The sequence below is a fragment of the Paraburkholderia sp. J63 genome, from assembly GCF_905220245.1.
Taxonomy (GTDB): Bacteria; Pseudomonadota; Gammaproteobacteria; order Burkholderiales; family Burkholderiaceae; genus Paraburkholderia.
Genome location: NZ_CAJMZF010000025.1, coordinates 71,792 through 95,514 on the forward strand (window position 1 = coordinate 71,792; position 23,723 = coordinate 95,514).

21 protein-coding genes are annotated in these 23,723 nt (G+C 64.3%); 19 read left to right on the forward strand and 2 right to left on the reverse strand.

Annotation, left to right across the window (positions count from 1 at the left end; all coding sequences use genetic code 11):
• Position 1: 1 nt before the first annotated feature.
• From U5775_RS24490 to U5775_RS24565, 16 genes are all read left to right on the forward strand, one after another.
• Positions 2-1,165 (forward strand): acyl-CoA dehydrogenase, encoded by a 1,164-nt coding sequence (locus U5775_RS24490; protein WP_322060680.1) that lies wholly within the window; start codon positions 2-4, stop codon positions 1,163-1,165.
• Complete coding sequence (locus U5775_RS24495) at positions 1,155-2,714, forward strand: AMP-binding protein (protein ID WP_322060681.1); 1,560 nt, start codon at positions 1,155-1,157, stop codon at positions 2,712-2,714. Before U5775_RS24490 ends, U5775_RS24495 begins: the two co-directional genes overlap by 11 nt.
• Positions 2,701-3,495 (forward strand): citryl-CoA lyase, encoded by a 795-nt coding sequence (locus U5775_RS24500; protein ID WP_322060682.1) that lies wholly within the window; start codon positions 2,701-2,703, stop codon positions 3,493-3,495. The genes U5775_RS24495 and U5775_RS24500 overlap by 14 nt, the downstream gene beginning before the upstream one ends.
• Positions 3,492-3,965: an acyl-CoA thioesterase gene (locus U5775_RS24505; RefSeq protein ID WP_322060683.1), complete on the forward strand. Its 474-nt coding sequence runs from the start codon at positions 3,492-3,494 to the stop codon at positions 3,963-3,965. Before U5775_RS24500 ends, U5775_RS24505 begins: the two co-directional genes overlap by 4 nt.
• Positions 3,962-4,738 carry an enoyl-CoA hydratase/isomerase family protein gene (locus U5775_RS24510; RefSeq protein WP_322060684.1) on the forward strand — a complete coding sequence of 259 codons (777 nt, stop codon included), beginning with the start codon at positions 3,962-3,964 and terminating at the stop codon, positions 4,736-4,738. The genes U5775_RS24505 and U5775_RS24510 overlap by 4 nt, the downstream gene beginning before the upstream one ends.
• A gap of 25 nt (positions 4,739-4,763) precedes the next feature.
• On the forward strand, positions 4,764-5,513 hold the full coding sequence (locus U5775_RS24515; RefSeq protein ID WP_322060685.1) for an electron transfer flavoprotein subunit beta/FixA family protein: 750 nt from the start codon (positions 4,764-4,766) through the stop codon (positions 5,511-5,513).
• Between the two features lie 26 nt (positions 5,514-5,539).
• Entirely contained in the window at positions 5,540-6,523 is a 984-nt protein-coding gene (locus tag U5775_RS24520) for an electron transfer flavoprotein subunit alpha/FixB family protein (RefSeq protein ID WP_322060686.1), read from the forward strand.
• Positions 6,524-6,571: 48 nt separating this feature from the next.
• Positions 6,572-7,948: an NAD-dependent succinate-semialdehyde dehydrogenase gene (locus U5775_RS24525; RefSeq protein ID WP_322060687.1), complete on the forward strand. Its 1,377-nt coding sequence runs from the start codon at positions 6,572-6,574 to the stop codon at positions 7,946-7,948.
• A gap of 46 nt (positions 7,949-7,994) precedes the next feature.
• Complete coding sequence (locus U5775_RS24530) at positions 7,995-9,014, forward strand: alcohol dehydrogenase (protein WP_322060715.1); 1,020 nt, start codon at positions 7,995-7,997, stop codon at positions 9,012-9,014.
• Positions 9,015-9,122: 108 nt separating this feature from the next.
• On the forward strand, positions 9,123-10,337 hold the full coding sequence (locus U5775_RS24535; RefSeq protein ID WP_322060688.1) for an MFS transporter: 1,215 nt from the start codon (positions 9,123-9,125) through the stop codon (positions 10,335-10,337).
• Between the two features lie 69 nt (positions 10,338-10,406).
• Positions 10,407-11,483 (forward strand): porin, encoded by a 1,077-nt coding sequence (locus U5775_RS24540; protein WP_322060689.1) that lies wholly within the window; start codon positions 10,407-10,409, stop codon positions 11,481-11,483.
• Between the two features lie 54 nt (positions 11,484-11,537).
• Positions 11,538-11,945 carry a GFA family protein gene (locus U5775_RS24545; protein ID WP_322060690.1) on the forward strand — a complete coding sequence of 136 codons (408 nt, stop codon included), beginning with the start codon at positions 11,538-11,540 and terminating at the stop codon, positions 11,943-11,945.
• Positions 11,946-12,010: 65 nt separating this feature from the next.
• A complete protein-coding gene (gene ligD, locus U5775_RS24550; protein ID WP_322060691.1) occupies positions 12,011-14,551 on the forward strand; it encodes a DNA ligase D in 2,541 nt (846 codons plus the stop codon).
• A 76-nt stretch (positions 14,552-14,627) separates the two neighbouring features.
• A complete protein-coding gene (locus U5775_RS24555) occupies positions 14,628-15,560 on the forward strand; it encodes a Ku protein (protein WP_322060692.1) in 933 nt (310 codons plus the stop codon).
• Positions 15,561-15,589: 29 nt separating this feature from the next.
• Positions 15,590-16,396: a tetratricopeptide repeat protein gene (locus U5775_RS24560; protein WP_322060693.1), complete on the forward strand. Its 807-nt coding sequence runs from the start codon at positions 15,590-15,592 to the stop codon at positions 16,394-16,396.
• Positions 16,397-16,436: 40 nt separating this feature from the next.
• Positions 16,437-17,531: an aromatic ring-hydroxylating dioxygenase subunit alpha gene (locus tag U5775_RS24565; RefSeq protein ID WP_322060694.1), complete on the forward strand. Its 1,095-nt coding sequence runs from the start codon at positions 16,437-16,439 to the stop codon at positions 17,529-17,531.
• 47 nt (positions 17,532-17,578) lie between these two features.
• Here U5775_RS24565 and U5775_RS24570 read toward each other — a convergent pair whose 3' ends face one another.
• Complete coding sequence (locus U5775_RS24570) at positions 17,579-18,616, reverse strand: LysR substrate-binding domain-containing protein (RefSeq protein ID WP_322060695.1); 1,038 nt, start codon at positions 18,614-18,616, stop codon at positions 17,579-17,581.
• Positions 18,617-18,766: 150 nt separating this feature from the next.
• Here U5775_RS24570 and U5775_RS24575 point away from each other — a divergent pair, with 150 nt between their 5' ends.
• Together U5775_RS24575 and U5775_RS24580 are read left to right on the forward strand one after the other, a co-directional pair.
• A complete protein-coding gene (locus tag U5775_RS24575; RefSeq protein WP_322060696.1) occupies positions 18,767-19,981 on the forward strand; it encodes an MFS transporter in 1,215 nt (404 codons plus the stop codon).
• Positions 19,982-20,026: 45 nt separating this feature from the next.
• Positions 20,027-20,788 carry an SDR family oxidoreductase gene (locus U5775_RS24580; RefSeq protein WP_322060697.1) on the forward strand — a complete coding sequence of 254 codons (762 nt, stop codon included), beginning with the start codon at positions 20,027-20,029 and terminating at the stop codon, positions 20,786-20,788.
• Here the strand turns inward: U5775_RS24580 and U5775_RS24585 are convergent.
• Positions 20,772-21,686 carry a LysR family transcriptional regulator gene (locus U5775_RS24585; RefSeq protein ID WP_322060698.1) on the reverse strand — a complete coding sequence of 305 codons (915 nt, stop codon included), beginning with the start codon at positions 21,684-21,686 and terminating at the stop codon, positions 20,772-20,774. The two genes, U5775_RS24580 and U5775_RS24585, sit on opposite strands and share 17 nt — an antisense overlap.
• Before the next feature lie 214 nt (positions 21,687-21,900).
• Between U5775_RS24585 and dld the strand changes: the two genes are divergently transcribed.
• The gene (gene dld, locus U5775_RS24590; RefSeq protein WP_322060699.1) at positions 21,901-23,652 is read left to right on the forward strand and encodes a D-lactate dehydrogenase; all 1,752 of its coding nucleotides are present in this window, start codon (positions 21,901-21,903) and stop codon (positions 23,650-23,652) included.
• The last annotated feature ends 71 nt before the right edge of the window (positions 23,653-23,723 follow it).

Here is a 23,723-nt window from a genome sequence, read left to right on the forward strand (position 1 = left end):
CATGACTCAAATCGACAACGAAGTATCGATGATCCGGGAAACCGCACGCCGGTTCGTGCGCACCCGGCTCGTACCGCTCGAACAGCAAATCGAAACGGACGACGATGTCAGCGAGGAACTGCTGGCGCAGTTGCGTTCGGAAGTCGCGGCACTGGGGCTGTACGGGTTCAATCTTCCGGAGAGTATTGGCGGCCCCGGCTTGTCGGCTGCCGCGAAGGTGGCCATTCTCGAGGAGGTGACGCATACGTCGGTGCCGCTGAGCGAGGTATTCGGGCATCTGCCGCTGCAACTGACCCAGACCAATGAGCGCCAGCGTGCCGAGCTTCTGCCCGACATTCTTTCGGGGCGCAAGATCGTCACGTATGCATTGACCGAGCCCAACGCGGGATCGGACCTCGGCGGACTTCGTACCCGCGCGGAGAAAGTCGCGGGCGGGTGGCGGCTCAACGGCAGCAAGCATTTCATTTCGCACGCCGAGACCGCCGATTACATCATCGTGCTCGCGGTCACCGATCCAGCGGCGGCGTTGAAGAACAAGCTGACCACGTTTATCGTGCGGCGCGGGAATCCGGGCGTGGTCGGGATGACGCGATACCGGAAGATGGGCTGGCGCGGCTACCACCTCAACGGCTTCACCCTCGAAAACTGCTTCGTGCCCGACGAAGACTTGCTCGGCGAGCCCGACGCGGGCTTTCTGGGCATGATGCAGTCGATCAATCAGGACCGGCTCCTGTCCGCCAGCCGCTCGCTCGGTCTTGCCGCGCGCGCCCAGGCCATGGCCTGTGAGTATGCACTCGAGCGCAAGGCATTCGGCGCACACCTCGCGCAACATCAGGCCATCCAGTTCATGGTCGCGGACAACGACGTGGAAATCGAAGCGGCGCGCATGCTGATTCGAGCGGCAGCGGAGATGATCGAATCGGGCAATCCGCAGGCACACGTCTCGGCATGCCGTGCCAAGCTCTATGCGAGCGAAATGGGATGCCGGGTCACCGATCGCGTCCTGCAGATCTTCGGCGGCATGGGCTACATGACCGAGCTTCCCGTCGAGCGTTTTTATCGCGATGCGCGGGCATTTCGTATCGGTGAAGGGACCTCGGAAATGCAGCGCGTCCAGATCGCGCGTGCCGCGTTGGCTGTTGCCGGGGGACGTCATGGCGTTTGATCTGCTCGAATTGGGCGATGCCGGTCTCGTCGCACTGCATCATGGCGAAAAAACGATGACGCGCGGGGAATTGCGGATCGCATCGCGGCGCGCGGCGTCGTTTTTGTTCGAGCTGGGCGTGAGACGCGGCGACACGATCGCCGTATGGCTGCCGGACGGCGCCGTGTGGCTGCAGCTTTTCTTCGCCGCGGCGCAACTCGGGGCACTGATGGTGCCGGTCAGTACGCGATTCAGGCAGCAGGAAGCGCGCCATGTGATCGACACGGCGAAAGCGCGCGTGCTTCTGGTGCCGCAGACGTTTCTGGATTTCGACTATGCGGGCGCGGCTCGTGCGATCCAGGCTTCGAGCGAGGTATTGCAGCATGTCGTCACGGTGTCGCAATTCGATAGCTTCGAATGGGAGGCGTTCGAGCCGTATCCGGACTGGGACGGCCGCGACACCGATCTGCTGTGCACGTTCACGACCTCGGGCACCACGGGCCGCCCCAAGCTCGCGGTTCACACGGCAGGCGGGATTGAGCGCCACGCACGCAACGTCGCACAATTCAACGACATGCACGCGCAAGACGTCGTGCTCTGTGCGCTGCCTTTATATGGAGTGCTTGGATTCGTTCAGGCCATCGCCGCGCTCGCTTCGGGAGCCGCGTGCGTGCTGCTGCCCGTCTTCAAGGCGCAGGCCGCCGCCGCGGCCATCGAGCGTCATCGCGTGACGCATTTCTTCGGTTCGGACGCCATGATCGACATGGTGCTCAGCGCGGGAGAGGGCTCGTTGGCCAACTGGCGGCGCGGTGCCTTTGCGGAATATGCAAGCCTCGGCCAAAGCGTCATTGCCAGGGCGTGGGCCGCGTGGGGCGTGCGTTTGACCGGGCTGTACGGGATGTCCGAATGCCTGGCGATGACCGCGATGGGCGACCGCGAGGCGGACGCAAAGCAGCGGGGTTTGCCAGGCGGTGCGCCGATTGCATCCGGCATCTCGTTCCGGATTGTCGATCCCGCCAGCGGAGCGATATTGCCGGACAGGCAGCAAGGCGAATTGCAGCTGCGCGGCTACAACGTCATGGCGGGCTACCTGAACAATCCCGCGGCGACAGCCGAGGCCCTCACGGCGGATGGCTGGCTCAAGACCGGCGACCTTGCTTACGCCGAGGGGGGCGCGTTCGTCTACCTGGCGCGGATCCGCGACAGCTTGCGCTTGCGAGGCTATCTCGTCGATCCCGTCGAGATAGAGACCTTCCTCGCGCAGCATCCGGGCGTTCAGGCGGCGCAGGTCGTCGGGGTGCATATCGACGGCGAGGGCGACGTGGCCATCGCCTTTGTCTGCAACTCGGCGACACCTGCCGCGGAGCACGAATTGATCGCCTACTGCAAGCAAGGTATCGCGGGCTTCAAGGTTCCGCGCCGCATCCTGCCCGTCGAGGCCTTTCCGCAGCAGGACGGCCCCAACGGCGTCAAGATCCTCAAGAGCATCTTGAGGGACATGGCTTCGCAGGCGCTCGGTCTCGTTCAACACTCATCCGTCACGCGAGAAATCAATCATGAAGCAAGCTGAAATCCGTTCCGACATCGCCTGGGCCACACCGACGAAGGTCGTCGTTCACGGTCTGGACCTATGCGAAGACATCGTGGGCAAGATCGACTTCGGGCAAATGGCATTTCTGCAATTGTTCGCCCGCTTGCCCGAAGCGCGTGAACTGCGCATGTTCAACGCCATGATGGTCATTCTCGTCGAGCACGGCATTACGCCTTCGTCGCTGGCCACGCGCATGACCTATGCGGGCGCGCCCGAAGCGGTCCAGGCGGCGGTGGCTGCGGGCTTGCTGGGGTTGGGTTCGGTATTCGTCGGATCGCTCGACAATGCGGCGCGGCTCTTGCAGACGTCGCTTGCCAATGGCGATCACGAGCCCGACATCGAGAGGCTCGCGCGCGAGGCCGTCGACGACTATCGCGCGCGCAAGGAAATCTTGCCGGGCATCGGGCATCCGTTTCACAAGCCCATCGATCCCCGCGCGCCCGCACTGTTTAGTGTTGCCAAGGAATTGGGGTATGAAGGGCGCTACGTTCGGCTCATGTCGGCAATCGGAAAAGAAGCCGAGCGGCAACTCGATCGTGCGTTGCCGGTGAACGTCACCGGCGCGATGGCCGCGGTCGCATCGGAGATGGGCATTCCATGGCAGATCTGCCGCGGGCTGGCCGTTGCCGCACGGGCGGTGGGGCTGGTTGGGCACGTCCTCGAGGAGATGCGCCAGCCGCTGGCCACGGCGCTCTATCTGCGCACCGAGCACGAAGCCAGCGCACATCTGATCCCGAAGGAGCATGAGGAGCCGGTATGAGCGCTTTCGAACCGGGCGTGATGACGCGGGCGAAAGGCACAGCCCGGCGCGGCGACTTTCGTTTCTGGACGGAAGAGAAGTTGCGCAATGCGGACACCGATCAGTTCAGACACGTCAACAACGCCGTAATGGCGACATTGTTCGAAGCGGCGCGCATGGAGATCGTTGCGCAAGCATCGATTCGTGCGCTCATGCGCGGCGCGAATCTGGCCGTGGTCAGGCTGCTGATCGAGTTCAGCGCCGAGCTGCATTTTCCCGGGCGCGTAGAGGTGGGAAGCACCGTGGTCGAGGTCGGCAAGACTTCGTTCAGGGTGCGGCAGGGCCTGTTCGCGCAAGCGGACGATATCTGTCGTGCGAGCGCGGAAGCGGTCTGCGTGCTGGTTCACGGCGAGACCGGACGCCCTCATCCTGTTGCCCCCGAATTGCGCGCGTATCTGTTGGCGGATGAAGACAGGGAGACCCTCGCATGAACGGGAACAAGGTGCTGTATGAACGTCGTGGGGCGGTGGCGCTCCTGACACTCAACGATCCCGAGCGCCGCAACGCGTTGTCGCGTGAGATTGTCCGCGGGATTTCGCTGGCGCTCGACCAGGCGCTGAACGACGGCCAGCGCGCGGTCGTGATTGCAGCGGCCGGACCGGCGTTCTGCGCCGGCGCCAATATCGAAGACCTTCGCGACGGATGGATGGAGTGCCCCGATCCCGACGAAGATCCCGCCGTGATGTTCAAGCGCATCGCCGAATTCGATCGTCCTGTGCTCGCCGCGGTTCACGGTGCCGCATTGGGCGGCGGAATGGAGCTCACCCTCGCATGCGATCTCGTCGTGGCGGCCGGATCGGGCTGGTTTTCGATGCCCGAGTTGGGCCGCGGCGTGATTCCGAATACGGGCCTTGCGCTGCTTGCCCGCCTCACAGGTGTGCGCAGGGCAGCGGAGCTGATATTGACGCGCCGGCGCGTGTCCGCACAGGAGGCGCTGGATATGGGGCTCGTCAACCGCGTCGTGCCCGGCGACCAGGTGCTCGAAAGCGCGTTGTCGCTGGCCGAAGAGATCGTGGGGGCCGTGCCACCCGGCGCGTTGAAGGCCGCCAGGCTCAATCTGCACGCGCACATGGCGGTTGACTGGGACCGTGTCCTGAAGTCGCCACTCGACGTTCCCAGGCGCGAGTGGCAAGAGGGATTGAACGCCTTCATGCAAAAGCGGCCAGCGGACTACGGGCGCTTCTGGCAAGAAGGCCAAAACTGAAGTAGGCGATTCGAAGGAGAACGAAGTGAAGGTGCTGGTTTCAGTAAAGCGAGTAGCGGATGCCAATGTCAAGGTCGGCGTGAAGCGGGACAAGACGGGCGTCGACCTTGCGAACGTGAAGATGTCGATGAACCCGTTCGACGAGATCGCCGTGGAGGAGGCCGTGCGCCTCAAGGAAGCCGGGGTGGCGACGGAGGTGATCGTCGTATCGGCGGGCATCAGGCAATGCGAGGAAACGCTGCGCACGGCGCTCGCGATGGGCGCGGACCGCGCGATCCTGATCGAGTCGGACGAAGCGTTGCAGCCGCTGGCCGTGGCGAAACTGCTCAAGGCCGTGGTCGACAGGGAGCAGCCACAGTTGATCGTGCTGGGCAAGCAGGCGATCGACGACGATTCGAACCAGACTGGCCAGATGCTGGCCGCGCTGGCGGGCCTGCCGCAAGCGACGTTTGCTTCGAAGCTCGTCATCGCCGATGGCAAGGCCATCGTTGCGCGCGAGGTGGACGGCGGCGCGCAAACGCTGTCGCTCGTGCTGCCGGCCGTGGTGACGACGGATCTGCGCCTGAACGAGCCGCGCTATGTGACGCTGCCGAACATCATGAAGGCAAAGAAGAAGCCACTGGAAGCCGTGAGCCCCGAAGCGCTGGGCGTCGACGTCACGCCGCGTCTGACGACGCTAATCGTCAGCGAGCCGCCGAAGCGCGCCGCTGGCGTGAAGGTGGCGGACGCGGCAACGCTGGTCGAGAAGCTGAAGACCGAAGCCAGAGTGCTTTGAAACCTGAACAAGCGGAGATGAATGAAATGCCGATTCTGGTCATTGCCGAACATGACGTCCCGAGCGACGCGTCCCTGGCAGCGGGCGCGTCGCTGAAGGCGGCAACGTTGAATACGATTGGGGCCGCGGCCGTTATCGCCACCTTGACGCATCAGCCGGTTCACGTGCTGGTTGCCGGGCACCGCGTACGGGCCGCGGCGGAAGTGGCCGCGAGGATCGCGGGCGTCAGCAAGGTGCTGCTCGCCGACGCGCCGCAACTGGCCGATGGTCTCGCGGAAAACATTGAAGCGACGGTGCTGAACATCGCGGAGGGCTATTCGCACATCCTCGCGCCGGCCAGCGCCTATGGCAAGAACATCGCGCCGCGCATTGCGGCCCGGCTCGACGTCGCGCAGATCAGCGACATCATCGCGGTCGTGTCCGGCAACACGTTCGAGCGGCCGATTTATGCCGGTAATGCGATTGCACGGGTGGAGTCGCGCGATCCGGTGAAAGTCGTCACGGTTCGCGCGACGGCCTTCGATCCGGCCGTAGCCGAGGGCGGCAGCGCGCCGGTCGAAGAGATCGCGGTGGCGGCCCATGCGGGGACTTCGCAATTCGTGAGTCGCGAAGTGATGCGGCAGGACCGTCCGGAATTGACGTCGGCCCGCGTGGTCGTGTCGGGCGGCCGCGGGCTCGGCAGCGGCGAGCATTACCGCGAAGTGCTCGAACCGTTGGCCGACCAACTCGGCGCGGCGATGGGCGCATCGCGCGCGGCTGTCGATGCGGGCTATGCACCGAACGATTATCAGGTCGGTCAGACCGGCAAGATCGTCGCGCCGCAGCTCTACATCGCGGTCGGCATCTCGGGGGCGATCCAGCACCTCGCGGGCATGAAGGACTCGAAGGTCATCGTCGCGATCAACAAGGACGAGGAGGCGCCGATATTCAGCGTCGCCGACTATGGCCTGGTGGGCGATCTGTTCGATTGTGTGCCCTCGCTGGTCGCCGAACTCGACGCGCGTGCATGAACCCGAAGCCGAATTCCCTTTTCACGGATCAATAACAAGGAGTCGATCATGAGTTTTCGCACTATCAATCCCGCGACGGGTGAATTGATCAAGGAGTTTCCGCTTCAAACAGATGCGGAAGTGTTCGCGGCGTTGGCGACGGCGGACAAGCGCTATCGGGAGGACTGGAAGTTCCGGCCGGTTGCCGAGCGGGCCCGGATCGTCGCGCGCGCGGCTCAGATCCTGCGCGAGAAACGCGACGAATACGCGAAGTATCCGACGCTGGAAATGGGCAAGGTCGTGCGCTTCAGCTACATGGAAATCGATCTCGTCGCCGATATATTGGACTACTACGCAACGCACGGAGAACGGCTGCTCGCCGCGCAATCGTTGCCCGGCGAGCCGGGCGCCACGCTGGTGTCGGAGCCCATCGGCGTCGTTCTGGCGATCGAGCCGTGGAATTTCCCGTATTACCAGTTGGCCCGTGTTGCTGCGCCTCAGCTCATTGCGGGCAACGTGGTGCTGATGAAGCATGCGGAAAGCGTGCCGCAGTGCGCGCTTGCCTTCGCGCGGCTGTTCGAGGAAGCCGGGGCGCCGGAGGGCGTCTACACCAATCTGTTCTGCAGTATCGAGCAGATCGCCAGCCTGATCGACGACTTCCGCGTGCGCGGCGTCGCGCTAACGGGCAGTGAGCGAGCGGGGATGTCGGTGGCCGAACGAGCGGGCCGCAACCTCAAGAAAGTGATTCTGGAGCTGGGCGGCAGCGACCCGGCCCTCATCCTCGAAGGCGCGCCGCTCGAGCACGCGGTCGAGCAATGCGTGATGGGCCGCACGTTCAACTCGGGGCAGGGCTGCGTCAACATCAAGCGCGTCATCGTGGTCGGCAAGGAGCGCGGCGCGCAGATGCTGGCTGCGCTGAAACAGCGGTTCGAGGCAATCAAGGTGGGCGACCCCACTGACGAGGCGACCGTGCTCGGCCCGCTCGTCAGCGAGCGCGCGCTGGAGGGATTGCTCAAGCAGATCGCGGATGCGAAGGCTGCCGGCGCGCGACTGGTTTGTGGCGGCAAACGCGTGGATCGTCCCGGCTTCTATCTCGAACCCACGATCTTCACGGACATCGCCGAGGACAACCCGCTCTATCAGCAAGAGGCATTCGGCCCGGTGCTTTCTTTTTATGTCGTGGATAGCGAGGAAGAGGCGATCGAGCTGGCCAATGCCACGAGGTATGGTCTTGGCGGCTATGTCTTCGACGCCGATATCGAGCACGCAAAGCAGGTTGCCTCGCGCATCGAGTCCGGCATGGTGTACATCAACTCCTGTTTCGTCGACTCGCCGGGACTGCCTTTCGGCGGTGTCAAGAATGCCGGGTTCGGGCGCGAACTGTCGGAACTGGGCATCGGCGAGTTTCTCAATCGCAAGCTGGTCAGGGTCGCCGACGCAGTCTGAGATCCAGCAGGCCATTGGCAATCCTGAAAAATACATGGAGGAGATGATGCGAAAGATGCAGGTAGCGGAAGTCGCGAGAGCGGGCGGTCCGCTGACGCTCGTCGAGCGAGACGTGCCGGAGCCCCCCGAAGGGCATGTGCTGATCAAGGTGCAGGCCTGCGGGATCTGCCACAGCGACACGCACACGATGGAGGGTTCGTGGCCCGGCCTTCAGTTTCCGCGCGTGCCGGGGCATGAGATCGCGGGCGTGATCGACACGCTCGGCGAGCGGGTGGACGGGTGGCGCGTCGGGCAGCGCGTTGGGGTGGGCTGGCACGGCGGACATTGCGGCCGCTGCGACAACTGCCGGCACGGCGACTTCGTTCGCTGCGAGAACCTGCGTGTGCCCGGCCTCAGCTATGACGGCGGTTACGCGCAATACATGGTGGCGCCCCAGGAAGCGCTGGCGCGCGTGCCCGACGAGCTCGCCGACGTGGATGCCGCACCGCTGCTTTGCGCGGGGCTGACGACCTTCAACGCGTTGCGCAACAGCGGTGCGCGCGCGGGTGAAACGGTGGCAATCCTGGGCGTCGGCGGTCTCGGCCATCTCGGCTTGCAGTTCGCCCGCAAGATGGGCTTCATGACGGTGGCCATCGATCGGGGAGCGGATCGGGCGGCACTGGCGATGCAACTCGGCGCCCATCGCTACATGGACAGCGAATCGCAGCATGTCGCCGAAGCGCTGCAGGCACACGGCGGTGCGCGCCTCATTCTGGCGACGGCGAACAGCGGCAAGGCCATGAGCGCTGCAATCGGCGGTCTCGGCATGAACGGCAAGATGATCCTGGTCGGATGGACGGAGGAGCCGGTCGAAGTATCGGCGACGCAATTCATCATGGGCCGGAATTCGGTTGCGGGCTGGCCTTCCGGTACAGCGGCGCAATCGCAGGAAACGCTCGCGTTCAGCGCGTTGTCCGGCGTCAAGCCCATGATCGAAGAATACCCGCTGTCCCGAGCCGCGGAGGCCTACGACCGGATGATGAGCGGCAAGGCGCGCTTCAAGGTCGTGCTGACACCGGATCAATGACCGGGGCGCCTCTCTCCCGCGAGGTGCCGCGGCGGAATGGTGCAATCACGCGAAATACTTGATCGATGAAAGCGTTGGCGAAATCCATAATAGATCGTGAGGAGTCCAATGAAAAATCGCTGGGTAGCTTTAGCCATCATCTTCATTTCATACCTGCAATTCACGCTTAACTGGTTCTGTGTTGTCCCCGCCTTCGGCGGGATCGTGAATGAAATGAAGATCTCTTTTGCCGATGTCGGCATTATCGTAGGCACGTTCATTGCCGGTTATGGGGTGATGCATATTCCGGGCGGCTGGATCGCGGAACGTTACGGCATGCGGGTCGCGATGCTCTTCGGGATCGCCGTGGAGACGATTGGAGCCGCAGTCACGGCCTGGGCGCCATCCTATGAAGCTCTTCTGGCCGGTCGGCTGTTATGCGGGATCGGGGGCTCCGTCTACATCGGCAGCTCGGTGGGGCTGACCGCCGCCTGGTTTCGCGGTAAAGAGCTTGGCATGGCGAACGGAGCGATCCAGGGTGCCGCCTTCACCCTCGGCGCCGCCATCGGGCTCTATGGCTGGGCGGCGGTCATCGCATCGTTCGGTTGGCGAGAGGGATTGCTGATCGGCGCTGCCGTGGGCCTCGCGACGCTGGTTTTCCTGATGATTTTCTTTCCCGCGCCGCCCAGCGGTAACGACGAAGTTGTTGAAGGCGGGCACCTCGACAAGAACTCGCTGCGCCGCGTCTTTGGCAGTCCGTCTCTCTGGATCATGGGCATTGCACTGGCCGGCGCTTACGGCAGCTTTTTCAGTGCCGCGCAATTATTGCCGCATTACGCACAGGCGATCCTGAATACCGACAGTGCGGTCGCCGAACGAATCAGCGTCATTTTGTTGCTCAGTGGCGTGGTGGGAGGCTTTATCGGCGGCTGGCTCGCGGATCGCGTTTTCGGCGTGCTCCCCACGTTCTTTGCCGCCTGCGTGATCGAAGCCGCCATGTTCTTTCTGATGCCGCATCTCGGTCTGCTGGGCGTCGAGATCACGGCGGCCGTCATCGGGGCGGCGGAACTGGCGGCGTTTGTGCCGTGGGTCTCCATCCCCGGAGAACGCAACAGCGGGTTTTCGATCTCCGATGTCCCTACGGCCGTGGGTCTCATGCTGAGCATCGCGGCCGTTGGCGGCGCGACCGTCGCGCCGCTGTTCACCCGGATTGCGAGTCACTGGGGTTTCGATTCAGCGTGGCTGTTCCAGGGCTTGATCACGCTCGCTCCCGCGTTTCTCGTGTTCCTGGTCAGGCCGAAACGGGCGATCAGCTTGCGCGCAGCACAAAACGCCGGTGATTGACGCCATGCGCGCAAGCGGCGGGGCGGCAAATTGAGAATCTATAAATCGAAAGCGGGACAGGAGGATTGCGTGGAGAAGAGCTTCAAGGAGATGGTCTCACGGCGTTTTTTGACTGGTTTGTCTGCAACATGTTTATGGCTTGTTGCGTCAACGGCATCGGCACAATCGTCTTTAACCTTATATGGAGATCTTGACCTTGGCGCGCAATATCTGACCAAGGCGAATTCAAAGGGAAATTCCGTTTTTGGCTTGCAGTCCGGAAATGCGTCGCCGACGCGGTTCGGTCTGACTGGCGAGGAGGATCTTGGCTCCGGATACAAGGCGATATTCAAGCTGGAGGGCGGATTCAACATCGCTAACGGAAGCAATATCGTGGCCAATACGCCCTTCGACCGTTATGCCTACGTCGGCATGGATTCTCCGTACGGCAAGCTCACGTTGGGTCGGCAGCGGAGCCTGCTGTTCGAGCGTTCGATACTTTACGATCCGACTTATCTCGCGCAATTCTCGAGTATGTCCACGAACGATATTCCGCTCGCCAGCCTGGGCCAGAACAACGCCATCAAGTATGAAACGCCTGAATGGCGTGGCCTGGACGCGGCGTTGATGTATGGGTTCGGCCAGGAAATTCCCGGTAATTCACGAGCGGGCCGGTTTGTCAGCGGTGCTGTCGAATATCACAACGACACGTTGGGGACTCGAGCGGTGTATGAGGAAACGCGCGGCAGTATGACCACGACGCCCGCGCTCGACGAATCTGGGCTCGTCGATAGACGGGTAAGCCTTGCTGCCCGCTATCGCATTGCTTCTACCACGGCCTATGCGTGGTTCACGAACGTGAGCGGAGATTTGCACTTCTCCCCAGCCGGTAATGTCTATGGCGGAGGACTTTCGCAACAGATCTCACCGTTTCTCAGTCTCGTGGCGGAGGTCAACCACTACCAGACCCATGATGAGCAAGGGCATCCGACGTGGTTCACCGTGGGAGCGTTCTACAACCTTTCGAAGCGTACGTCGCTATATGCCTTTTGCAGCACCCTTCGAATAAACGGCGGCAGCGGCTTCACGGTGAATACCTACGATTTTTCGTCGCCGGGCAACGAAAATCAAACCGGTGTCCAGATCGGTATAAACCATTTGTTCTGAGTTTTACCGCTGGATGCAATCTTTAGCTGGATACTTTAGCCGAGTCATCAAATCATGCAGAATCGAAAAGGCGGCTGCCTGTGCGGCGCCGTGCGTTACACGATCAAGGGCGAACCTGAGGCGAGTGCAATATGCCATTGCACGCACTGCCAGAAGGCAGGAGGGAGCCTGTTTTCCTTCAACCTCTTTGTAGACGAAGCCCACTACGAGCAAGAGGGCGAGACGACGATCTACGAGGACAGGGGCGATAGCGGAGAGCCCTCATACCGCCATTTCTGCGGGCGCTGCGGCTCGCCGGTCATGACGAAGGTGGCGCTGCTGCCAGGCAAGGTTCTCGTGAAGGCCGGCACGCTCGATAACCTGGAGGGCTTGCGGCCGCCTCAAACGGAAATCTATACCGATCGTGCGGTGCCATGGCTGGCGCCGTTCAGCGGCGCCACGCGTTTTGCACTGAGCGCATAACCACCAGCGAGACCAGGCCCCCCGCTTGCGAATCCCATGACGAGAATTCTTTCTAGACTATCGTCATGGCCTCAGCCCCCGACCGGACATCGCCGCCCCTGTCCCGCTATCGCAAGAAGCGGGACTTCCTGATCACGCCCGAACCGGCGCCATCGGCTCCGCTCGCGTCTTCGGGCGAGCAGCCGATGAGCTTCGTCGTCCAGAAACACTGGGCGAGGCGCTTGCACTACGACTTTCGGCTCGAGCTCGACGGGGTTCTGCTCTCGTGGGCCGTACCCAAAGGCCCCTGCTACGACCCGAAGCAAAAGCGGCTCGCCGTTCACGTCGAGGACCATCCCGTCGAATATGCGGGCTTCGAGGGCGCGATTCCTCAGAGGCAATATGGCGCCGGCGACGTGATGGTGTGGGACCGCGGGACGTGGGAGCCGGTCGGCGACCCGCGCGAGGGCATGAAAGCGGGCAAGCTCGTTTTCCGCCTGCATGGAGAAAAGCTCGCGGGTCTGTGGGAGCTCGTGCGCACCGCGAAGCCCGACGACGCGCAGGACGCGTGGATGCTGTTCAAGAAGCGCGACGAATGGGCCCGGCCATTGCAGGAATACGACGTCATCAAGGCGCTTCCGGACAGCGTCGTTACGGATCCGCTCGGGCCTGTTGAAGAACGCGAACCGCGGACGGCGGCGTCCGCGCAAAGCGTGGATTCGAAGACCGCTGAGATTGACCTGTCCGCAGCAATGTCCGCAGCCGTGACCGCGGCGCTGCCCGCGAAGCTCGAACCGCAGCGCGCGACCCTCGTGTCGTCCCTGCCAACGAGCGGCGACTGGATCACCGAGGCCAAGCTCGACGGCTACCGCATGCTGGCCCGCATCGACAAGGGCCGCGTGCGGCTCTTCACCAGCGGCGGCCACGACTGGACGAAGACGCTCGCGAGTCTCGCCGCGGACGTTAAAAAACTTCCCGTCTCCTGTGCATGGCTGGACGGCGAAATCGTCGTGCTCAAGGACGGCATTCCGGATTTCGGCGCGCTGCAGGACGCACTGGACCGCGCTGCGAGCCCGGAAAATCGCGAGATCGTCTTCTTCGTGTTCGACATGCCGTACTTCGACGGCAAGGACCTCAGGAACGTGCCCCTGTGGGCGAGGCGCGCGCTGCTCGCGCCGCTGCTCGAAAACGGCGGCGAGCGGATCCGCTACAGCCAGGATTTCCCGGCGCCGCCCGCCGAGGTGTTCGCCGCGGCGGCGGCGTTGGGGCTCGAAGGCCTCATGCTCAAGCGTCGCGACGCGCGCTATGAATCGGGAGAGACGCAGACCTGGCTGAAGGCGAAATGCCGCTTGCGGCAGGAGCTCATCATCTGCGGCTTCACCGCGCGAGGCGGCAAGGACGGCGAAATCGGCAGCCTGCTGCTCGGCTACTACGTGGGCGATCAGCTTCACGACGCGGGCAGCGTCGGCACCGGCTGGGATGCGAAGACCGCACGCAAGCTCTGGGCGCAGCTCACGCCGCTCGAGATCGACGCGGCGCCGTTCGACGTGGCCGCCGCCAAACGGCGCCGATGGGCGCGGCGCGCGGCCGGCAGCGAGCGCTGGGTTCGCCCCGAGCGGGTCGCGGAAGTCGAGTTCGCCGACTGGACCGCCGATGGCCTCGTGCGGCAGGCCTCGTTTCAGGGCCTGCGCCTTGACAAGCCCGCGCGCAAGGTCGTCCGCGAGGGCGGCAAGACGCCGGCCGCGAGCCCGCCGCCACAACTGAAAATCACGCACCCCGAGCGCGTCGTCGACCCCTCGACCGGCGTCACGAAGGCCGACCTCGTCCACTACTACGCGAGCGTGGCGAAGTGGATGCTGCCCCACTTGAAGGACCGGCCCGTGGCGCTGGTTCGCGCGCCTGCCGGCATCGCCGGGACGCTGTTTTTCCAGAAGCACGCCGGGGGAACCGGCATGCCGGGCCTCACGGTCCACGACCCGGACCTGTGGCCGGAACACCCGCCCTTGCTGACGGTGGACAGCGAAGAGGCGCTGCTCTCGGCGGCGCAACTGAACGCCGTCGAGTTTCACACCTGGAACTCCACGGTGCGCCGGCTCGACAAGCCCGACCGCGTCGTCTTCGACCTCGATCCCGGCGAGGGCGTGAAATGGGGGCATGTTCAGGAAGCGGCGCTGCTCGTGCAAACGCTGCTCTCGGAGCTGGGGCTCGAGGCCTGGCTGAAAACGAGCGGCGGGAAGGGGCTGCACGTCGTGGTGCCGCTCGCGCCGCGGCTCGGCTACGAAGCGGTCAAGGCCTTCTCGCAGGCCTTCGTGCGCCACCTCGCGAAGACGATACCGGAGCGTTTTTCGGCGACCTCGGGCGCGTCGAACCGCGTCGGCAAGGTCTATGTCGACTTCCTGCGAAACGGCATGGGGCAGACGACCGCCACGGCATTTTCGGCGCGGGCGCGGCCCGGGATGGGTGTCTCCATGCCGGTGGCCTGGGAGCAACTGGGCGACATCAAGAGCGGGGCGCAGTGGACCGTGCAGACGGCGCGCGAGTACCTGAGCTTCCAGTCGCAGGACCCCTGGGCGGAGTACGGGTCGGCGGCCCAGTCGTTGGCTTCGGCGATAAAGCGCCTACAATGAAAATCTGCATCGCCGGCGGCGGCACGTATCTTGCGCGAACGACGCGATGAACGCGCAAATCCGCGAGGAGAAGTCCATGCCTGCCCGCTCCATTGCTTCGTTGTCACTGTCCTTCGGGCTCGTTTCCATCCCCGTGAAGCTCTACACGGCCACGGAGAGTTCGTCCGAGGTCCGGTTTCATATGCTCGCTCCGGACGGCTCGCGCGTGAAGCAGCAGTACATCTCCGAGAAAACGGGCGCCGTGGTCGAGCGCTCGTCGATGAACAAGGGCTACGAGTTCGAAAAGGACCGCTTCGTGGTCTTCACGAGCGACGAGCTCAAGGCGCTCGAAGATGCCGCCAGTCACGTGGTCGAGATCGTGGCGTTCATTCCCGAGAAGGCCGTCAATCCCGTGTTCTACGACCGGGCCTATTACATTGCGCCCGACAAACGCGGCGGCAAGCCGTACAGCTTGTTGCAACAGGCGCTCGCGCAAAGCGGCCGCTGCGCATTGGCCAAATGGGCGTTCAAGGGCAAGACGCGCATCGTGCAGGTGCGCCCCGAAGAAGATGGGCTCGTGTTCCAGCAACTGCTTTATGCGGACGAGGTTCGCTCGCTGAGCGACCTGCATGTCGAGCGCGTCGAGGTGTCCGATTCCGAATTAAAGTTAGCATTGCAGATTATCGATCAGGCGGCCGAAGACAGTTACGATCCGGCCGCCTATGAAGACGAAGAGAAGAAGCGCATCCTGGCCGCCATCGACGAGAAGATCGAAGGCAAGCAGGTCCTGACTCAGGAGGCCGTGGAATCGACGCGCGGCAAGGGGCAGGTCATCGATCTGATGGACGCCTTGCGCGCCAGCCTGAAGGGGCGCGAGACGGCGAAGCCCGCTGCGGCGCCGAAGCGCAAGAGCGCGGAGCGCACCGCGCAGGCCGAGGAAGCGCCCGCGGCGCCGAAGACGCGCAAGCCGCCTGCGCGCGCGGCCAAGGCGCCCGCTGAAGCGCCTGCCAAGGTCCGGGCCCGCAAGTGACGCCGCAGGTTACCGCGCGCGAGATGTCGATGCGCGAGTTGCAAGCCATCCTGGGCGTTTCTCGCAGCATGATTGCCGGTCTGGTCGCGGCGGGATTCGTGACGCCGTCGCGCGGCCCGCGCAATGCATACCGCTTCACGTTCCAGGATGTCGTGCTGCTGCGTACCGCCCTGCAGTTGCGCGCTGCGCGGATTGCGCCGCGCAAGATCGTCGCGGCGCTCGCACGGCTGAGCGAGTCCTTGCCCGACGAATTGCCGCTATCGGGCATTCGCGTCTCGGCGGTCGGCAATGACGTGGCGGTGCGAACCGGGCCCGCGCAATGGGACGCGGTGACAGGGCAACTGCTGCTCGATTTCGAGGTCGCCGAGATCAAGGGCGACGTCGTGTTCCTCGACACGCAACCCACCCGCAAGAACCTCGCGCGTGAGGCCGAAGAATGGTACGACCTGGGCGAGCAGCTCAGAACGTCGGATGCGGGCGGCGCGGAACGGGCCTATAAAAAGGCGATCGAGCTCTCGCCGCAGCCGTTCTATGCCGCGTACGTGGACCTGGGCGCGCTGCTCTGCGAAATGGAGGCGCGATGTGAAGACGCGCTGCGCGTCTTCGACGAAGCCTTGTCCCACTTCCCCAAAGATGCCGTGCTGCACTTCAATCGCGCGATTGCCTTCGAGGAGCTGGGCCGGTTCGAGGATGCCGAGCGCAGCTATCAGCGTTGCCTCGAACTCGACCCCTCGTATGCCGATGCCCACCACAATCTGGCGATGCTGCTGGAAAAACGCGGCGATCCGCAGGGCCTCGTGCGCCATCTGAATGCCTACCGCCGGCTCACGACCTGAAGCCGGGAAGGCCGATGTCATTGATAAGGAGACCTGATACATGTCCACCACGCCGTTCCCCGATAGCCGTGCAAGCGAGTCGCCGGTGCGCGATCTGCGTCGCGTGCCGATTCATCCCGACCACTGGTATCCGCTTGCCTGGTCGAAGGAGGTCCAGCGGGGCAAGGCCCATGGCGTGCGTTTCGCGGGCGAGCCGATCGTGCTCGTGCGCACCGCATCCGGCAGCGTGTTCGCGCTCGAAGACCGTTGCGCGCATCGTCAGGTGCCCTTGCACGCCGGCGTGGTGGAGGGCGAGTCGATCCGTTGCTGCTACCACGGCTGGACCTACGACTGCAGCGGCCGGTGTGTCGACATCCCGTATCTCGGCCGGGAGCGGCTGCCCAATGGCGTGCGCGCGTATCCGTGCCGCGAGGCGCATGGCCTGATCTTCGTGTTTCCCGGCGATGCGTCGCTCGCCGATGAGCGCCCCGTCCCGGCGCTCGCCAGCGCTGAGGACAAGGCCTACCGGACGCGACGCTTCGGCCGCGAGGTGCGCTGCCACTACTCGTTCATGCACGAGAACCTGATGGACATGAACCACCAGTTTTTGCACCGCCGGCAGATGGGGCAGATGCAGGCGCGCTCGCTGGGCCGCCGCCGCGGCGAGAACTGGATCGAAGTCGATTACACCTTCGTGCGGATGGCCGGCCGGCAACCGGCGGGCGAGGCGCTCGTGTTCGGCGGGGGCAGTCGGGCGGGCGCGCAGAGTGGCCACAGCGTCATGACCGTGCGCACGCAATATCCGTGGCAGACGCTGCAGATCCGCTCGCGCGACCAGGCGCTGGTCATGGACCTGTGGATCGCGTATGTGCCGCTCGATCGCGCTCAGCGCACCAACCGCACGTTCGGCGTGCTTTCGGTGCGCCGGCCCGCGGTGCCGTTTCTGCTCGATGCCGCGTGGCCGCTGCTGGTCTGGTTCACGGAGCGCATTTTCAGGGAGGATCGCGAGATCGTCGAGATGGAGCAGGCGGCGCACGACCAGCAGGGCGCCGACTGGAATCACGAGGTCTTTCCGGTCATCAACGAACTGCGTGACCTGCTGCGCCGGTGCGGGGATAGCAGCGTGATCGAGACGTACCTGCGCGCCGATATTTGAGCGGCCGTTCAGTCCCGCATCGGTCCCGGATCGGCATCTTCGCGCTACTAGCGCCGCGATCGTTGCGTGCGCGGCGCGGTTCGCCGCGCTTTTTGCGCAGGTTCGCCGCGCGCCGGCTCTGCCGGATTTTGCGCTGCTGCCGCCGCGATCCAGCTTTTGAATGCGATGACCGCGTCGTCGTCGGCGCGTTCGGTGTTCACGACCAGCGTGTAATCGGGGCCGCGCCATACCGGCTCGGAGATCGGGCACACGAGACGCCCGGTCGCGATCTCGCGCTCGATGAGCGGCAGCGACGCCAGCGTCACGCCGAGGCCTTCGGACGCCGCGCCCAGCTGGAGAAAGACATGATCGAAGTCCAGATGGCGGGCGCCCTGCAGGCCCGGCGCGCCGGCTTGCCCTAGCCAGTCGGACCACGCGGTGCGAGTGCTCGACGAGTGCAGCAGCGTGTGATGGCGTAGATCGGCGACCGTGCGGATCGGGTGGCTCAGCAGTGTCGCCGGGCTGCAGGCGGGCAGGCGCAGGTCGGGCATCAGCGTCGTCGATACGAGGCCCGCGGCGTCCTCGGGACCCGAGCGCACGCCCACGTCGAAGGCATCGCCGACATAGCGCAACCGGCGCGAGGTGGTGGAGAGCCGCACGTCGATGTCGGGGTAGCGGGCCTGGAAATCGGCGAGGCGCGGTATGAGCCAGCACAACGCGAAGCTCGCCAGCGCATTCACGCGCACGACGCCGGTGATCCGGCGCGTAATGGATTCGTGGCGCAGCCGGGTGACCGAGCTGCTCAGCCGCGCAAACGCCCCGGTGACGTCGTTGAGCAGGGCCGCGCCTTCGTCGGTGGGAACGACGCCGCGCGAGCGGCGCTCGAAGAGCGGCACGCCGAACCAGTCTTCCAGCAAGCGGATCTGTTTGCCGACCGCCCAGTGCGTGACATGCAGGTCGCTCGCCGCAGCCGCGAAACTCCCGAGCCGCGCGACCGCCTCGAAGTGCCGCAACGCATTCAACGGGGGGAGCTTTTCCGCGTCTTTTCCCGGGTGCTTGCCGGTGGGTTTGCTGGTGGATCGACTGGTGGATTTGCCTGTGCCCATGAGGTGACCTTGAGGTGACTTTTTCTCCCGGCTGACTCAATTTTACGTCAGTTGTAGCAGGGTCTGGACGAACCTAGACTATCGGTGTCCTGCAACAAACGTTCGAGCCGCCTGCCGCCTGGGCCTGCGCTTGGGCGATCCGGTTGAACCATGCGACTTTTCTCGTTCTCCTCTCCAACGACGGGCCTCGCCGACGGCCCCGGCCGCCCGGCTTCGGTTTCACGCACGCGCGTCTTGTGGCTCTCGTGCGCGGCGCACGCGCTGCACGACGGCTACACCGACATGATCTACGCCCTGCTGCCGGTCTGGCAGGCGGACTTCGGACTCCATTACGGCGCCCTGGCCATGTTGCGCGGCATCTACGCGGGCACGATGGCGGCGCTGCAACTACCGGCCGGACGCCTCGCGCGCAGGTTCGGCACGCGCGCGACGCTTGCGTTCGGCACGCTGCTGGCCGCGCTCGGCTATGCCTTCGCGGGCATGTCGGGAACGCTGCTGGGCTTGTGCGTCGCGCTCGCTATCTCAGCAAGCGGTTCGAGCACGCAGCATCCGCTCGCTTCAGGCGCCGTCTCGCGCGTCTATGGACGCAACGCTCGCGGCCCGCTCAGCATCTATAACTTTTCGGGCGACCTCGGAAAATCCGCGCTGCCGGCGGCAATCTCGTTGCTCATTACCCTCATGCCGTGGCGCCATGCGCTTTGGGCCATGTCGACCATCGGCGTTCTGGTCGCGGCGGTGATTGCACTTTTTCTCCCGCCGGTGCCAAGAGGCGAGTCTTCCATCGAGGAAGCGCCGAGCCAGGGCAGCAACGGTTCGCGCACGGGCTTCTCGCTGCTGTTCACGATCGGCATGCTCGACACGGCCGTGCGGATGGGGCTGTTGACCTTCCTGCCCTTTCTGCTCAAAGCGAAGGGTATCTCGCAACCGATGATGGGTACGGCGCTCGCGCTCGTCTTCATTGGCGGCGCTGCGGGCAAGTTCGTCTGTGGCTGGCTCGGCGCGCGCGTGGGCGTGATCGGAACGGTGCTCGCCACCGAGGGCGGCACGGCCGCGTTGATCCTTGCCGTGATCTACCTGCCGCTCGCGCCCGCGATGGTCTTGCTGCCGGTGCTGGGCGTGATGCTCAACGGCACATCGTCCGTGCTTTACGGAACGGTGCCCGAGCTCACCTCGGTCGAGCGCACCGAGCGCGCGTTTGCGCTCTTTTATACCGGCGCCATCGCCTCGGGGGCGCTCGCTCCAATCGCTTATGGTTTTCTGGGCGACCGGATCGGTGTGCACGGCGCCACGATTACGACGGCGGCCACGGCGCTGGCCATCTTCCCGCTCGCGCTCGCGCTGCGTCCGCATCTGCGCGTGGCGTGAGTTTGCTGGGGACGCATTTCACGCCGTCACGAGGAGGATCGCTCGATGAATACCGTTGCACAGGCCCCGTTGATGCTGATAACGGGTGGCGGCCGTGGCGTAGGCGCGGCGACGGCGCGGCTTGCGGCCGAACGAGGCTACGACGTGGCGATCAGCTTCGTCTCCAGCGAGTCCGCCGCCCTCGCGGTGGCGGCCGATGTGGAAGCGGCCGGGCGTCGGGCGCTGGCCATGCGCGCGGACAGCGCGGATCCGGAGCAGGTCGCCCAGCTATTCGCCGCGATCGACCGTGAGTTCGGCCGCATCGACGTGCTGGTCAATAACGCCGCGATCATTGCGCAGCAGTCCCGGCTGGAGGATCTCGGATTCGAGCGGATGCAGCGCATCTTCGCGGTCAACGCGATAGGGCCTATCCTCTGCGCGCAGCAGGCGGTGAAGCGGATGTCGCATCGTTACGGTGGGCGAGGCGGGGTCGTGGTCAACATCTCGTCGGCATCGGCGAGGCTTGGCAGTCCGAACGAATATGTCGACTACGCCGCATCGAAGGGCGCCATCGAGACCTTCACGACCGGCTTCGCCAGGGAAGTCGCGCGCGACGGCATACGCGTGAACTGCATTCGCCCCGGGCATATCTATACGGAAATGCACGCGAGCGGCGCAGAGCCGGGGCGCGTGGACCGCGTCAAGGACTCGATCCCCATGGGACGAGGCGGTCAACCCGAAGAGGTCGCGCGGGCGATCCTGTGGCTGGCGAGCGCCGAGGCTTCGTTCATCACCGGCACGTTTCTCGATGTCACGGGCGGGAAGTGAGCGGCGGGGCCGGTTTGCGCGCCACCGCGCGCAGCACCTCGACAAAATTGCGCACCGTCACGGACTTTTCTCTCGGCCTGAACACCAGCGCGATCGTGGTCCGCAGATTGGGGTCCTTGATCTTGTGGTAGGTGACGCCCGTGGCGTGAATCTGCCGGATCGACGCCGGAATCAGCGTGACGCCGAAGCCCGCCGCGACCATATTGATCGTCGACGAGAGCTGCGGGGATTCCATCTCCACATGCGGGGAAAAACCCGCTGAGCGGCAGGCGCTCGTGATCGAGTCGTAAAGGTCGGGGCCGATCGAGCGCGGAAACAAAATGAACGCGTCGCCGGAAAGCCGGGCGAGATCCACGCTGCGCATTTTCCCGAGCCGGTGACCGGTCGGCAGAACCGCAATCATCTCCTCCTCCGCGAGGGGCTCCGTCAGCAGTTCCCCGCAGTTCAGCGGCAAGCGGATCATCGCGCAGTCCACCTTGCCTTCCCTGACCTTCTCCAGCAGCGCCGTGCTGTTGCTCTCCTCGGTCTTGACGAGCACGCCGGGATAGCGCTGGCGGAACTTGCGCAGCGACGCCGCAACCGACGAGTGGAAAACTGTGGAGCCCGCAAAGCCGATCGACAGATGGCCGCTTTCGCCGCGCGCCGCTTTCCTGACGTGCTCCACGGCGTCGTTGGCCTCGTCGAGCACGCGCTGCGCGCGTTCCTTGAAAATCGCCCCGGCTTCGGTCAGCTCGACCCGCCGCGGATAGCGCATGAAGAGCTTCGTTCCAAGCTCCCGTTCGAGCTTGATGATCTGCTGGCTCAGCGGCGGCTGGGCGATGCCGAGCCGTTCGGCGGCGATAGTGAAGTGAAGGTGTTCGGCGACGGCCAGAAAATACCGTAGCTGGCGAAACTCCATGGTCCTGTCCTCCTTGCTCGCCCAAATCCGGTATCGGGCATCGGGCGCAGCCGTAAGCATAGTCTCGAAGCGGCGTTTGCCATATGAATTTCGTCTTGAAGACGCAATCACGAAGTATTGGATCGAATCGCAACGGTCTTTTAACCTGATGGCCATGTCACCGGGCGCCACCCACGCGGCGCCGGTTCGCCACTTTCGGCCTGAGGAGTCTTCCATGCTTGCCGTTCCTGAATGGGCGTCCGCCGCCTCCCTGAAATCCGGCGCCGACGCCAGCCGTCTCGTCTCCGACCTGGAGGCGGTCGTCGGGAAGCGCTACGTGCTGACCGACGAAAGCGAGACCCGCCGCTACCGGACGGGCTTTCGCTTCGGCACGGGGCGGGCGCTCGCCGTCGTGCGCCCCGGCTCGCTGGTCGAGCAGTGGCGCGTGCTCAAGGCCTGCGTCGACGCGAACGTCATCGTGCTCACGCAGGCGTCCAATACGGGGCTGACCGGCGGATCGACGCCCGATGGCGACGATTACGACCGTGACATCGTCATCGTCAGCACCTCGCGCATGAAAAAGATCTATCTGATCGACGGCGGCAAGCAGGTCATCTGCCTGCCCGGCGCGACGCTCGACCAGCTCGAGCAGGCACTGCGCCCGATCGGCCGCGAGCCTCACTCGGTCATCGGTTCGAGCTGCATTGGCGCATCGGTATTCGGCGGCATCTGCAACAACTCGGGCGGCGCGCTCGTGCAGCGCGGCCCCGCGTACACGCAGATGGCGGTTTTCGCGCGCGTGGATGACGCGGGCGATCTGCGCCTCGTGAATCACCTCGGCCTGGGCCTCGACGGCTCGGAGGAGGACGTGCTAGGCCGCCTCGACGATGGCCGCTTCTCCGACAAGGACGTGGTGCGCGGCGCCGGCGCGGGCCATGACGAGCACTACGTCGAACACGTGCGCAAGATCGACGAGCCCACGCCCGCGCGCTTCAATGCAGATCCGAATCGGCTCTACGAAGCGTCGGGATCGGCGGGCAAGGTCATGGTGTTCGCGGTGCGTCTCGATACGTTTCCGATGGAAAAGAACGCACAGGTCTTCTATATCGGCACCAATCATGCCGACGAGCTGACCGATATCCGCCGCGAGGTGCTCGGCAAGTTCAGGCACCTGCCGATCTCGGGTGAGTATCTGCACCGCGACGCGTTCGAGGTCGCCGAAAAATATGGTAAGGACACCTTCCTGATGATCCAGTATCTCGGCACTTCGCGGCTACCGGCGCTGTTCGCGCTGAAAGCGCGTTGCGACGCGTTTTTCGAGCGCATGCCGTTTCTGCCGTCGAATCTGACCGACCGGGTCATGCAGGGACTGAGCCATCTGTTCCCGAAGCACCTGCCGGCGCGCATGCGCGACTTCCACCAGAAGTTCGAGCATCACTTGCTGCTGAAGGTCAGCGCGGAAGGCGCGGACGAGGCGCGTGCCTTTCTGGGGCGCTACTTCGCGCGGGCGAGCGGAAACTTTTTTGAGTGCACGCCCGAGGAGGGCACGAAGGCCTTCCTGCATCGCTTCGCGGCGGCGGGCGCCGCCAACCGCTATCGTGCCGTGCACACGCGCACGGTCGAAAACATTCTCGCGCTCGACATTGCGTTGCCGCGCAACGAGCGGAACTGGCTGGAGACACTACCGTCGGAAATCGAGTCGCCGATCATTTTGAAGCTTTATTACGGTCACTTTCTCTGCCATGTGTTTCATCAGGACTACATCGTGAAGAAGGGCAACGACTGCATGGCGCTCGAACACAAGATGTGGAAGCTGCTCGACCGGCGAGGGGCCGAATACCCGGCTGAGCACAACGTCGGCCATCTGTACTACGCGAAACAGGCGCTACGCGATCACTATCAAAGCCTCGACCCGTGCAATTGCTTCAACCCCGGAATCGGGCACACCTCGAAGTTCGCGTCCTATCGGGAGGCAGTGAAGGACTGAAAGAGCCGCCGCCCGAGCGATCACCGATTAGACATGAGGCGCGGTACGAAAGTGCTAGCATCGCGGCAGGA